Here is a 12738-nt window from a genome sequence, read left to right as displayed (position 1 = left end):
CTGGGAGAGGCGGCGCCCTCATGCCACGGGCCCTCGGCCCCCGGGACCGCCGTGGCGCGAAGGAGTGCCTCATGGTCAGCACGCAGCGAGGTTTCGGCAGCTTCTCGGTCGACGACGTGGACGCCGCACGGCGGTTCTACGAGGACGTCCTCGGGATGCGGGTCACGGGCGACCGCGGGTTCCTCGCCCTGCACCTCGACAGCGGGACCACGTTCATGGTGTACCCGAAGGAGGACCACGTCCCCGCGAGCTTCACGGTGCTGCACCTCGCGGTCGACGACGTCGACGAGGTGGTGGACGAGCTGGGCCGGCAGGGGGTGGAGATGCTCCGTTACGAGTCCTTCGACCACGACGAGCGAGGGATCGTCCGCGGCTTCATGGAGGGTGGCGACGGCGCCTGGTTCACCGACCCGGCCGGCAACGTGATCGGGCTCATGGACGGTCCGGGGGCGGAGCTCTTCGGCGCGATGACCTCCTGACCGCGGCGGCCGATAGGATCGGGCGCATGGCCAAGACTGCTGAGTTCGTGCTGCGTCCGTTCGAGGGTCTCCCGGGGGAGGCCGACTGGGTCTCGATGCGGGAGATCGTGCCCTCGGCGACCGCGCCGGCCCGCACCGTCGAGGCCCACGGCGGCCGCGACGTCGTCGTCGCCACGGTGCTGCCGGGCGGCTGGGCCGCGCTCCACCGCGAGGACGGCACCGTCCTGCTCGCGGTGCAGGGCGTGCTCAGCTCCGACGACATCAGCCGGTCGTTGGCCGCCGCGCTGCTCGCGGCGATCGACGTCGAGCCGGGCACGGGCATCCTGCCGGAGCAGCTCGAGGTCACCGCGGAGACCCCGCGCCTGCAGGACGTGCTGGACGCCTCCGTGCCGTTCGAGGTCACGGTCCACGAGGGCTACGACTACTGGATCGACTCCTCGGCGGAGATGACAGCCGAGATCAAGGAAGGCCTCGAGGAGGCCGCCGAGCAGACCGTCCCCACGGTCAAGCTCGAGGGTGTCGACGCCGCCTACTGGTGCCGGATGAGCCGCGAGTTCGTGCGGTGGGCCCGCACCGAGGACGAGGACCGCGTGGTCGACGCGATCGCCCGCCTGCACGCGAAGCGGGACTCGGGTCTGGCCGGCGGCAAGTTCCTCGGCATGTTCCGCGCCTGCGGACTCGTGGTGCCGGTGTGGGAGCTGCCGCGCGGCACGGAGGCGGACGAGCTGGCCGAGCCGGTCCAGGACCTGTCGACCCGGTTCGAGGCGGCGCTGGCCGTGGACGCACCGCTGGACGCGAACGAGCGCCGCGCGCGGGCGGGCATCATCTCCCGCCAGGTGACCCTGCGCTGACCCGCACAGAAACTTCACCCGGTCGCCCCCGACCGCGCCCCGAGGCGTGCAGGATCCCGCCCTACCCTGGGAGTAGGATTCTGAGGGAAGTTCTTTGCACTTCCGATCCCGGCGGGTCGCGCCGAGGATCACACCGACGATCGTGGCTGTGACGGCCGCACAGGCAGGGAGCTGTGAACGCGGACCAAGGGGGAACACGGACGAGCCGTGAGCCGGTGCCCGGCGAGACGGCGGTCAACCCGGGGGCACGCCGGCCGAGCATGCCCGTGGCCAAGACGCCCCGCCCACCCACCGCCCGGGGTGGTCGGAGCGTCCAGCGCGTGGCGGTCATCGTCCCGGCGAAGGACGAGGCCGAGCGGATCGCGGCGACCGTCCGGTCGGCCCGCGCCATCCCGCACGTCGACCTCGTGCTCGTGGTGGACGACGGCTCCGAGGACGAGACCCAGCACGTCGCCCGGGACGCGGGTGCCGTGGTGGTGCGGCACTCCCACAACCGGGGCAAGGCCGCCGCGATGGAGACCGGTGCCGCCGTCGTCGCCATGCGGGACGCCGACGGCCGGGCGCCGCGCCTGCTGCTCTTCATCGACGGCGACCTCGGCGACACGGCGGTCAACACCGCCCCGCTCGTCAGCCCGGTGCGCGAGGGCGTCGCCGACCTGGCCATCGCGCTGCTGCCCACGCAGCAGGGGGCCGGCGGCCGCGGCATCGTCGTCGGTGCGGCACGGCGTGCGATCCAGCGGCTCACCGGCTGGAGCCCCACCCAGCCGCTGTCGGGCATGCGCTGCCTGACCCGCGAGGCCTTCGAGTCCGCGACCCCGCTGGCGCACGGCTGGGGCGTCGAGACCGGGATGACGATCGACCTGCTGCGCGCCGGCTACGTCGCGGTCGAGGTGCCCTGCGACCTGCGGCACCGGCCGTCGTCGAACGACCTCGCCGGCCAGCTCCACCGCGCCGGGCAGTACCGCGACGTCATGGCGGCGGTCAGCGCGCGCCAGGTGCGACGGGTCGTCGACCGGATCGGCCGGATGGGAACCCGCCCGTCCCCGCGCGGCTGACCGACCCTCCCCGGCGTCAGCCGGCGGGGTCGGCGTCGTCGGCGCGGAGGGCCACGAGCGCGACGAGCGGCACCGCGGCGAACAGCATGAGCGACACGACGCGGATGCCGTAGTCGTTGGCCACCGCGCCGCCCACGCCGGCGATGAGCAGGGCGACGAGGACGGGCCGCAGGAGCGGCCACGCCGCCTCGGCCCGCGCGAGCCAGTCGGGGCGCCACCGCCGCGGGCCCCACAGCGCGAGGACGAGCAGCACGACGACGGCGAGCGCCAGCCAGGCGTCGAACCCTCCGGACAGCGACCGGTAGGCGTACCCGGCCTTGCGCCCGATCGTCTCCAGCCCCGTGCCGTCGATCGTCGACTGCACGAACGACCCGAGGTGCGACCTCTCGGTGGCCGGCCGCAGCCAGTCGAGGACCCCGATGGCGGCCACGAGCAGCACGCCGGCGCCACCGGCGACGAGCAGGCGCTGCCACGTGATCCGCGCGCCGACGACGGCGAGCACGACGACGACCATGACGGGCAGCAGCACGAGCCCGCCGCCGACGTCGGCACCGAGCGAGGGCAGCACGCTGACGACGAGCGCCACGAGCCCGACCACGGACGCGGCGACGCCGCCCGCCAGGCGACCGAGGCGGCGGGCGAGCACGGTGCCCAGGCCGGCGGCGCAGACGACGGCCGCCACCGCGTACACGGAGTAGGTCGGGTTCCCGAACCCGTAGAACCGCCCGCCGAGGGTCGGTGCGGCACCGAGCGGGCTGCCGCGGTGCAGGGGCGTGCCGAGCAGCGCGTCCAGCGTCAGCACCGCGAACGTGAGCGTGGCCAGGACGGTGGGGCCGGTCCACACCGGCCAGCGGGGGGCCAGGGCGGCGACGAGCGCCACGAGCGCCGTGCTCGCGCCCAGCGACAGCCAGAGGGCCAGGGTGATGTTCTCCCCGCGCCACCAGCCCCAGGTGGTCATGAGGAACGTCGCGGCGGGCAGCGAGGCGCCGACGAGCAGGGTGACGTCCAGCGCACGCGACCAGGCGCGGGCGGCCCGGGGCGCCCGCCGGCGCAGGCGCGGCAGCCAGAGCGCCACGAGGGCGAGCGCCAGGAGGGCGACGACCGCCGGGATGCCGGTGATCGTGCCGGTGGTGGTGCGCAGCTCGTGGTCGCGCGCGGTGAGGGAGTCGAGCTCGCGGACGGTCGCCGTGGTGGTGCTGGGGCGGTCGTCGGCGAGGGTGAGCGGCGCGCCGGAGAAGTCGGCGGGCCGGGGCAGCCCGTAGGCGTCGACGAGCGTGACCGGTACGTCGAGCAGCCGCACGACGCCGAGCCACCGCGTCGAGGAGGTCGTCAGGTAGGCGGGCGCGGTGTCGGTGTCGGTCTGCACGACGCCGACGCCCAGCGCCGGCCGGCCGGGTGCCGGGTTGCCGACGTCGAGCACCATGACGGTGGTCTCGTCCGGCACGCCGGCCAGGACCCGGCGCACGGTGGTGTCGACGGCTCGCAGCGCGGCGACCCGCTCCTCGCCGCCGGCGGTCGCGTCGTCCGGCACCGGCCGGGACGTGCTGCTCTCGCCGGTGGGGTGGTAGGGGGCGGCGCCCGCGTCGACCATCGTCACCGGGCAGGAGAAGGCGTCGTCGGGGTCGGCGAGCGCCGCCTCGAGGGTGCGGTAGCGCTCGACGGTCCCGTCGGTGCCCGCGAGGGCGAGCGCGGCGCCGGGCTCGACGGCGGTCGCGCACGTCCCGCCGTCGGCCAGGGACTCGCCGAGCACGCCCAGCTGCGGGCGGAACTCGGACCGGGACTGCAGGGCGGCCAGGTCGTCCCAGCCGTCGACCTGCGCGGTCCCGTCGGAGCCGGGCTCCACGTCCCACGGGGTGCACGTCCACGTGCCGTCGACCGGCTCGCCGGTGACGGGGCTGCGACCCGAGCTCAGGCCCAGCCAGCCCGCGGCGGGGCAGTCTCCCGAGGCCCCCGTGACGGCGGCCGTGACCCCGGTGGCGCTCGCGCCGTCGCGCAGCAGCCCCCACAGCGTGGGCGTCGCGGCGGGATCGACGTCGGCCCAGCTCAGCCCCTCGGTGCCGATGATGACGACGGGCTCGGCGTCGAGCACCTCCACCCCGGCACCGGAGACGTCACCGGCGCCCGCGAGGCCGCGGGCGGGCACGGCCGCGGCGCCGAGCAGCAGCGCCACGAGCAGGCCGGCGGCGACGCCGACGGCGACCGCCGGGGTGCGGGCCAGCAGCGGGCCCGACCGCGACGCGCCCGCGCCGTCGTCGGGGTCCGCGGGCTCGGTGGGCTCGGTGCGGGTGGCGGGCGCGGCGGTCGCGTCCGCGTGCTCGAGCGGTCCGACGACGAGGAGCGGCGTGGCCACGAGCAGCACGTAGACCGCCACGACGATCCCGGAGTCGTTGAGCACGGTGCCGACGACGGCGACGGTCACCAGCGCCAGGACGGCGCGGCGCAGCAGCGGGTCGGCCCGGTAGGCGGCGTCCACGCCGCGCAGCCGCGCGCGCTCGGGGTCGAGCACCGCCCAGCCGGCGACGGCGCACACGACGACGGCGAACGCCCCGGCGGGGTTCGCCACCGTGGCCCACGCCCCGGCCGCCTTGCCGGCGAGCACGTCGAACGCGTCGCCGTCGAGCACGGACTGGACGAACCCGCCGAGGTGGGTGCCGGGCCCGGGCAGCACCCAGTCCACGAGGGACACGAGGGCGACCGCGCCGACCGTGACGCCCACGACCGCGAGGACGCGCCGCCAGGTCAGGCGCCACCCGGCCACGCCCGCGACGAGCACGGCGAACGCCGGCAGGAGCGCGAGGATGCCGCCGAGGTCGGCACCGAACGGGGGCAGGCCGTCGACGGCGGTGGTCGCCAGCCCGACGGCGGCCGCCACCAGGACGCGGGTGCGGCGGCGCACGCCGGCGTCACGCAGCAGCGCCGCCAGCCCGGCGGCGAGCACCAGCCCGGCGACCGAGTAGACCGCGAACACGGAGTTGGAGAAGCCGTAGAACCGGGCGCCCAGGGACGGCGCGGGGCCGAGCAGGGAGCCCTGCTGCAGCGTGGTGCCGGTGAGGCCGTCCACGGTCAGCACGAGCCAGGTGACCGCGGCGAGCGCCGTCGGCAGGCGCCAGGGACCGGGCGGGACGACGCGCCGCAGCGCCCAGGCCGCGAGCGCCGCGGCGAGCGCCAGCCCGCTGAGCGCCACGGCGAGCAGCGTCACCGGGGTGGTGCCGACCCACCAGCGCGTCAGGGTGGCCAGCGTCGCGGCCACGGGCAGCGAGGCGGCGACGGCGAGGACCGCGACCGCCAGGCGGCGCGACACGGCGCCCTGGGGGCCCCGCACGCCCTGCCGGGCCGTCGTCCCGGCGGCGCGGCGGCGTGCGACCAGCAGGCCTGCCACGACCACGACGTCGGCGAGGGCCAGGATGCCGACGAGCACCGGCGTCATGAGCGGCAGCGCCTCGGTGAGCACGCCGAGGTACTGGCGGTTCTCGACCGTCCGGCTCACGGACAGCCGCCGGTCGTCGCCGCGCTCCAAGGGCGACCCGGTGAAGGCGGAGGGCTCCTGGTCGGCGGACGCGTCGTCCTCGTCCTGCTCCGGGTGGGGCTCGCCGGGCGGCGTGGTGGCGCTGGCGGTGATCGCGTCGGCGAGGGTGGCCGAGAGGTCGGCGCTCACCACCACACCCGGCCACCGGGCCGAGGTCGAGCTCAGCCACGTGGCGGTCCCGCCGGGGGCGGTCCAGTCCGCCACGACCTGCAGGTCGGCCGGGCCGTTCGGGGTGTCGGAGATCCCCGCGACGACCAGCCGGCCGCCGTCGGGCAGCAGCGCGCCCAGGGAGCCGATGGCGCCGTCGAGGACGGTGAGGGCCTCGGTGCGTTCCGTCGCGGCGTCGGGCAGCTCGCCCAGGTCGACGACGGTGACCGGGCAGGCGGCGACGTCGTCCGCGGTGAGGTCCCCGGCACCGGTGACGTACCGGGGGACGTCACCCGAGCCGTCCGCGAGCGCCACCGCCCCGCCCGGGCCCGCCGCCGTCGTGCACACGCCCGACGCCGCGGCGAGGTCGCCGAGTGCTCCCGGGTCCGCCGTCGGGCCCGTGGTGTCCTGGTCGACCAGACGGTTCCAGCCGGGCACCGTGACCGGGGTGGGCTCGGCGGCCGCGGGCAGCAGCGGCATGTCCGCGCAGCCGACGGCGGCGGCCTGGTCGCCGAGCGCCGCGAGCCCGCCGCCCTCGTCCTCCTCGTCGGGACCCGGCGCCGGCAGGGCGTCCTCGTCGACCGCCGCGGAGACCCGGCTGCCCGCCGACATCGAGAGCCAGGCGTCGAGCGGACAGGTGGGCGTCAGCGTGCGCACGGACACCGACGCGACCGACCCGCCGCCCACGAGCCGCCACAGGTTCGGCGTGCGCGCGGCGTCCACGTCGGACCACTGCAGGCCCGCCACGCCCGCCATCACCAGCGGCGTCTGGGTCGGCCGCTCGACGTCGTCGGCGTGCGCCGCCGTGGGCAGCAGGCCCAGGAACAGGGCGGTCAGCAGCGCGGCGACGACGGTGAGGGGACGGACCAGGGAAGGCACCACGCCAGCCTATGCGGGCGCGCGCACCACCAGCGCTCCCGGCTCCACCCACGACTCCATGCAGCTGGCCCGGCCGAGCACGTCGCCGTCGACCTGCGCCTGCTCCCCGCCCTCGACGTCGATGCGGATGTGGCGGGCGCGCACGTGGTCGATGCGGCCGATCCTGAGCTTCGCCTCGTTCTGCACGCCCATGCCCTGGGCGACCACCTCGCCGAAGAGCTGCGCCCAGCCGGCGAGACCGCCGCGGGTGTCGATCGCGGCGACGTCGAGGATGCCGTCGTCGATGATGGCGTCCGGCAGCAGCGTGATGCCGCCGGGCAGCCGGCCGGTGTTGCCGACCAGGATGCTGCGCAGGCGGGCGGCCACCGGGGTCTCGTCGTCGATGGTGATCTGCGCCTTCATCCGGCGACCGTGCAGGTGCCGCGCACCGGCGAGGAAGTATGCGACCCAGCCCATCTTCGCCTTGAGGTGGTCGTCGGCGTCCGCGACCATCGCGGCGTCGAAGCCCAGCCCCGCGATGACGAGGAAGATGTGTGCGTCCTGCTCGTCGCCAGGACCCTCGGGCGCCACGTCCTCCGACGTGACGGCCTCCGGGGCGACGTCGCCCGGGGCCGTGCCGTCGTCGGGCACGGGCGTGATGCGGGCGCGTCCGACGTCGATCCGGCGGTCCCGCCCGCCGATGACGACCGCCATCGCCTCGCCGACGTCGGCCAGCGGGATGTCGAGGTTGCGGGCCAGCAGGTTGCCGGTGCCGGCCGGGACGATGCCCATGGGGGTGTCGGTGCCGGTGAGGCCCTCGGCGACCGCCCGCACCGTGCCGTCGCCGCCGGCGGCGACCACGACGTCCGCGCCCGCGGCCAGCGCGGCGCGCGCCTGCCCGGTGCCCGGGTCGTCGACGGTCGTGTCGTAGAAGAGCGGGTCGGGCAGCGCGGCCTCCGCGCAGACCCGCCGCGCCGTGTCCACGATCCGGTCGGTGTTCTCCTTCGACGGGTTGACGACGACGGCGATCTGCGGTCCGGTCCGCGGCGGACCGGACCGGGGTGCCGCCGTCGTGCGGGACGCGGCGCGCTGCCGGGTGCGCCGCATCCCCACCACCGCCGTCGCGAGCGCGGCGACGCCGATGACGAGGGCGACGATCCCGACGGTGAGTTCCCAAGGCATGGGGGCAACATAGGACGAATCGGGGCCCCGGCGCGCGAGGTAGGGCGCGTGGCCGACCGTTAGGCTGACGGGCGTGATCGACATCCGACTCCTGCGCGACAACCCCGACGCCGTCCGCGCGAGCCAGCAGGCCCGCGGCGCGGACCTCTCCCTGGTCGACGAGGCCCTGGCCGCCGAGTCGCGACGACGGTCCGCCCTGGCGGAGTTCGAGTCGCTGCGTGCGGAGCAGAAGGCGCTGGGCAAGCAGGTCGCCCGGGCGACGGGTGACGACAAGGCGGCGCTGCTCGCCCGGACCAAGGAGCTCGCCGGCCAGGTCAAGGAGCACCAGGCCGCGGCCCACGCGGCCGAGGCCGAGCTGGACGAGCTGCTGTACCGGATCCCCAACGTGGTCGACGGCGCCCCGGCGGGCGGCGAGGAGGACTACGTCACGCTCAAGACCGTCGGCACCCCGCGCGACTTCGCGGCCGAGGGCTTCACCGCGCGCGACCACCTGGACCTGGGCGAGGGCCTCGGCGCCATCGACACCGCGCGGGGCGCGAAGGTCTCCGGCTCGCGCTTCTACTTCCTCACCGGCGTGGGGGCGCGGCTCGAGCTGGCGATCCTCAACGCGGCGATGGACCAGGCCGTGGCCGAGGGCTTCACCCCGATGATCACGCCGACGCTCGTCACGCCCGGCACGATGCGCGGCACCGGGTTCCTCGGCGAGCACGCCGACGAGATCTACCGCCTGGAGCGTGACGACCTGTACCTCGTGGGCACCAGCGAGGTGGCGCTCGCCGGCTACCACGGCGACGAGATCCTCGACCTGTCGGACGGTCCGCGGCGGTACGCGGGCTGGAGCGCCTGCTACCGGCGCGAGGCGGGCTCGCACGGCAAGGACGTGCGCGGCATCATCCGCGTCCACCAGTTCCACAAGGTGGAGATGTTCAGCTACTGCCCGGTGGACGACGCCGCGGCCGAGCACCAGCGCATGCTCGCCTGGGAGGAGGCCATGCTCGCCAAGGTCGAGCTGCCCTACCGCGTCATCGACACCGCGGCGGGGGACCTGGGCACGAGCGCGGCGCGCAAGTTCGACTGCGAGGCGTGGCTGCCGTCCCAGGAGCGGTACCTCGAGCTCACCTCCACGTCGAACTGCACCACGTTCCAGGCGCGCCGGATGAACGTGCGCGAGCGCTCCGACGCCGGCACCCGGACGGTCGCGACGCTCAACGGGACGCTCGGCACCACGCGGTGGATCGTGGCCATCCTGGAGAACCATCAGCAGCCCGACGGCTCGGTGCGCGTCCCCGAGGGGCTGCGTCCCTACCTGGGCGGCCTCGAGGTCCTCGAGCCGGTGCGCTGACGATGACCGGGGGCACCGCCGCGGACCGGCTGCTGGTCGCGCTCGACATCGACGGCACGCTGCTGTCCTACGACGGCGACATGACGCCCGCGGTGCGCGACGCCGTGGGCGCGGTGCGCGCGGCGGGCCACGAGGTGGTGCTCGCCTCGGGGCGGTCGCTCATCGCGATGCTGCCGGTCGCGGAGCACCTGGGCATCGACACCGGCTGGATGGTCTGCTCCAACGGTGCGGTGACGGTCCGTCTCGACCCGGCCCTGCCGGAGGGCTGGGTCGAGACGGACGTCGTGACGTTCGACCCGCAGCCGGCGCTCAGCCTGCTGCGCGACGAGCTGCCGGACGCCCGCTACGCGGTCGAGGACCTCGGCGTCGGCTTCCGGATGACCGAGCGCTTCCCCGAGGGCGAGCTCGAGGGCGTGCACGTCGTCGTGCCGCTCGAGGACCTCTGGTCCAGCGAGGTCACGCGCGTCATCGTGCGCAGCCCGGAGTCCACGTCCGAGCGGTTCCACGAGCTGGTGGAGCACCTCGGCCTCGACGACGTCACCTACGCGGTGGGCTGGAGCGCCTGGATGGACCTGGCGCCCCTGGGGGTCTCCAAGGCCACCGCGCTCGAGCAGGTCCGACGGCGCACGCACGTCCAGCCGCACCGCACGGTCGCGATGGGCGACGGGCGCAACGACGTGGAGATGCTCGAGTGGGCCGCCCGAGGTGTCGCGATGGGGCACGCGGACGACGTGGTGCGGGCGGCCGCCGACGAGGTGACCGGGTCGATCGACGAGGACGGCGCGGCCCAGCTGCTGAAGTCGCTGCTGTAGCCGCCGCCGTCGCCCTCAGTCGCGGGCGGTGAGGACGACCGGGCCGTCCTGCGTGATCGCGATGGTGTGCTCGCTGTGGGCGCCGCGCGAGCCGTCGACCGAGCGCAGCGTCCAGCCGTCGTCGTCCGTGTAGATCTCGTCCGTGGTCTCGAGGAACCAGGGCTCGATGGCGATGACGAGCCCGGGGCGCAGGGGGAAGCCGCGCCCGGCGCGGCCGTCGTTGGGCACGTGCGGGTCGCCGTGCATGGTGCGGCCCACGCCGTGCCCGCCGAAGTCGGTGTTGATCCGGTAGCCGGCCTCGCGGGCGACGGCGGCGATCGCGGCGGAGATGTCGCCGATCTTCTTGCCGGGCTGGGCGGCAGCGATGCCCGCCTCCAGCGCGACCTCGGTGGTGCGGATCAGCCGGGCGTCGGCCTCCGCGCGCTCGGTCGACGACGGCTCGCCGACGACGAACGACAGCGCGGAGTCGGAGACCCACCCGTCCACCGCGACGGCGAAGTCGATGCTCAGCAGGTCCCCGTCGCGCAGGTCGTAGTCGTGGGGGAGACCATGGAGCACGGCATCGTTGACGGACGTGCAGATGACCTTGCCGAAGGGGCTCGCGCCGAAGGAGGGGTGGTAGTCGATGTAGCACGACTCGGCGCCGCGCTCCTTGATGCGGCGGTGCGCGAGCTCGTCGAGCTCGAGCAGGTTGACGCCGGGTCTCGCGGCCTCGCGGACCGCCTGCAGGGTCTCCGCGACGAAGCGGCCTGCGGGCCGCATCTCCTCGATCTCCCGCGGCGTCCTCAGCTCGATCATGGTGGTCCTTCCGCTCTGGTCCGACGTGCTCGTGACATCCGACGCCCAGGGTGTCACGACGGGCGGGGAGGTCGGATCGTCACCGCATCGTAACCGTCGGGCAGCGCTCTCTCGGTTGCATGGCCTGCAAACTTGCGGTCAACTTTACAAAGGGGTCGTGAGTGCCGAAGACGGGACAAAACGGCCCAGGGAGAGTCCGACGGCGGACCTTGCCGGCGGCACGACCACACGACGTAGTGGAGGGTTGGACATGAACAGAACGACCACGGCACGACGTCGCCGGCTGGCGGCGGTCGCGACCGGTGCGAGCCTCGCACTCGTCCTGGCGGCCTGCGGCGGGGACGGGGACGACGGCGGCGGTGACGACATGGAAGAGGGCGGCGCCGGGGCGGCGGAGGACATCGACTGCGCCGCCTACGACGAGTTCGGTGACCTCGAGGGCACGTCGGTGAGCGTCTACACCTCGATCGTCGAGCCCGAGCAGACCCAGCAGGAGAACTCCTACGACGCGTTCGAGGAGTGCACCGGCGTCACGGTCGACTACGAGGGGTCGCGCGAGTTCGAGGCGCAGCTGCTGGTGCGGATCCAGGCGGGCAACACCCCGGACATCGCGTACCTGCCGCAGCCCGGCCTGCTGAACACCATCGTCAGCGACTTCCCGGACGCGATCGTCGAGCCGCCGGAGGCCACCGTGGCCAACGTCGACGAGTTCTTCAGCGAGGAGTGGAAGGAGTACGGCTCGGTCGACGGCACCTTCTACGCCGCCCCGCTCGGCGCGAACGCCAAGTCGTTCGTCTGGTACAACCCGGCGATGTTCGCCGACGCCGGGTACGAGGTCCCCGAGACCTGGACCGAGCTGATGGAGCTCACCGAGACCATCGCGTCGGAGCAGGAGGTCCTGCCGTGGTGCGCCGGTGTCGAGTCCGGGGACGCGACCGGCTGGGCCGGCACCGACTGGATCGAGGACGTCGTGCTCCGCACGGCCGGCCCCGAGGTGTACGACCAGTGGATCTCCCACGAGATCCCGTTCAACGACCCGCAGATCGTCGAGGCGTTCGACACGGCCGGGGAGATCCTCAAGAACCCGGAGTACGTCAACGCGGGTCTCGGCGGGGTCGACTCGATCGCCACGACGGCGTGGGACCAGGCCGGTGTCGGCGTGCTGGACGGCAGCTGCTGGATGTACCGCATGGCCAGCTTCTACGCCACGCAGTGGCCGGAAGGGACCGAGGTCGGTTCGGAGGGTGACGTCTACGCGTTCTACCTGCCGACCGACCAGACGGACATGCAGCCGGTGCTCGGCGGCGGGGAGTTCGTCGCGGCGTTCGACGACCGCCCGGAGGTCCAGGCGTTCCAGACCTACCTCGCCAGCGCGGACTGGGCCAACCAGAAGGCCATCGCCACGCCCGAGGGCGGCTGGTTCAGCGCCAACAACGGCCTGGACGTCAACAACCTGGCCTCGGAGTTCGACCGGGACGCCGCGGCGCTGGTCGCGGACGAGGAGACGGTCTTCCGGTTCGACGCCTCCGACCTGATGCCCGGTGAGGTGGGGGCGGGGACGTTCTGGAACGGCATCGTCGACTGGCTGACCGGTGCCTCCTCGCAGGAGGTCACCGACCAGATCGAGAGCAGCTGGCCGATGTGATCCCCCCGGTCCGGCCCGTCGGACGCCGCGCGCGTCCGACGGG

At 74.5% G+C, this 12738-nt stretch carries 9 protein-coding genes; 6 read left to right on the top strand and 3 right to left on the bottom strand.

The window, feature by feature from the left end; genetic code table 11:
- Positions 1-71: 71 nt before the first annotated feature.
- The 3 genes from MWU57_RS09445 to MWU57_RS09435 all read left to right on the top strand — a co-directional run bounded on the left by MWU57_RS09445 (position 72) and on the right by MWU57_RS09435 (position 2385).
- A complete protein-coding gene (locus MWU57_RS09445; protein ID WP_106265266.1) occupies positions 72-479 on the top strand; it encodes a VOC family protein in 408 nt (135 codons plus the stop codon).
- Positions 480-505: 26 nt separating this feature from the next.
- Positions 506-1330 (top strand): DUF5926 family protein, encoded by an 825-nt coding sequence (locus MWU57_RS09440; RefSeq protein WP_246908919.1) that lies wholly within the window; start codon positions 506-508, stop codon positions 1328-1330.
- A gap of 260 nt (positions 1331-1590) precedes the next feature.
- Positions 1591-2385 carry a glycosyltransferase family 2 protein gene (locus MWU57_RS09435; protein ID WP_106265902.1) on the top strand — a complete coding sequence of 265 codons (795 nt, stop codon included), beginning with the start codon at positions 1591-1593 and terminating at the stop codon, positions 2383-2385.
- Positions 2386-2401: 16 nt separating this feature from the next.
- Here the strand turns inward: MWU57_RS09435 and MWU57_RS09430 are convergent, their stop codons facing one another.
- Positions 2402-6937 carry a hypothetical protein gene (locus MWU57_RS09430; RefSeq protein ID WP_246908917.1) on the bottom strand — a complete coding sequence of 1512 codons (4536 nt, stop codon included), beginning with the start codon at positions 6935-6937 and terminating at the stop codon, positions 2402-2404.
- A 9-nt stretch (positions 6938-6946) separates the two neighbouring features.
- Positions 6947-8098, bottom strand: coding sequence for a diacylglycerol kinase family protein (locus MWU57_RS09425; protein WP_246908916.1), 1152 nt, complete (start codon positions 8096-8098; stop codon positions 6947-6949).
- Between the two features lie 73 nt (positions 8099-8171).
- On the opposite strand from MWU57_RS09425, the gene serS reads away from it, so the two are divergent.
- Together serS and MWU57_RS09415 are read left to right on the top strand one after the other, a co-directional pair.
- A complete protein-coding gene (serS, locus tag MWU57_RS09420; RefSeq protein WP_246908915.1) occupies positions 8172-9440 on the top strand; it encodes a serine--tRNA ligase in 1269 nt (422 codons plus the stop codon).
- Between the two features lie 2 nt (positions 9441-9442).
- Positions 9443-10252 (top strand): HAD family hydrolase, encoded by an 810-nt coding sequence (locus MWU57_RS09415; protein WP_106265257.1) that lies wholly within the window; start codon positions 9443-9445, stop codon positions 10250-10252.
- A gap of 15 nt (positions 10253-10267) precedes the next feature.
- On the opposite strand, the gene map is transcribed toward MWU57_RS09415, so the two are convergent.
- Positions 10268-11050 carry a type I methionyl aminopeptidase gene (map, locus tag MWU57_RS09410; protein WP_246908914.1) on the bottom strand — a complete coding sequence of 261 codons (783 nt, stop codon included), beginning with the start codon at positions 11048-11050 and terminating at the stop codon, positions 10268-10270.
- A 250-nt stretch (positions 11051-11300) separates the two neighbouring features.
- Between map and MWU57_RS09405 the strand changes: the two genes are divergently transcribed.
- Entirely contained in the window at positions 11301-12695 is a 1395-nt protein-coding gene (locus tag MWU57_RS09405) for an ABC transporter substrate-binding protein (protein WP_106265254.1), read from the top strand.
- The last annotated feature ends 43 nt before the right edge of the window (positions 12696-12738 follow it).

The sequence above is a fragment of the Isoptericola sp. S6320L genome (assembly GCF_023015685.1).
GTDB classification, from domain to species: Bacteria; Actinomycetota; Actinomycetes; order Actinomycetales; family Cellulomonadaceae; genus Isoptericola; species Isoptericola halotolerans_A.
The sequence above is the reverse complement of the archived record's forward strand: the minus strand, read 5'-3'. Positions and strand labels throughout refer to the sequence as shown.

Excerpts from the sequence above, each read along its gene's own strand:
- MWU57_RS09445 (WP_106265266.1), top strand. The coding sequence starts at position 72 with ATGGTCAGCACGCAGCGAGGTTTCGGCAGCTTCTCGGTCGACGACGTG.
- MWU57_RS09440 (WP_246908919.1), top strand. The coding sequence starts at position 506 with ATGGCCAAGACTGCTGAGTTCGTGCTGCGTCCGTTCGAGGGTCTCCCG.
- MWU57_RS09435 (WP_106265902.1), top strand. The coding sequence starts at position 1,591 with ATGCCCGTGGCCAAGACGCCCCGCCCACCCACCGCCCGGGGTGGTCGG.
- MWU57_RS09425 (WP_246908916.1), bottom strand. The coding sequence starts at position 8,098 with ATGCCTTGGGAACTCACCGTCGGGATCGTCGCCCTCGTCATCGGCGTC.
- MWU57_RS09415 (WP_106265257.1), top strand. The coding sequence starts at position 9,443 with ATGACCGGGGGCACCGCCGCGGACCGGCTGCTGGTCGCGCTCGACATC.
- map (WP_246908914.1), bottom strand. The coding sequence starts at position 11,050 with ATGATCGAGCTGAGGACGCCGCGGGAGATCGAGGAGATGCGGCCCGCA.
- MWU57_RS09405 (WP_106265254.1), top strand. The coding sequence starts at position 11,301 with ATGAACAGAACGACCACGGCACGACGTCGCCGGCTGGCGGCGGTCGCG.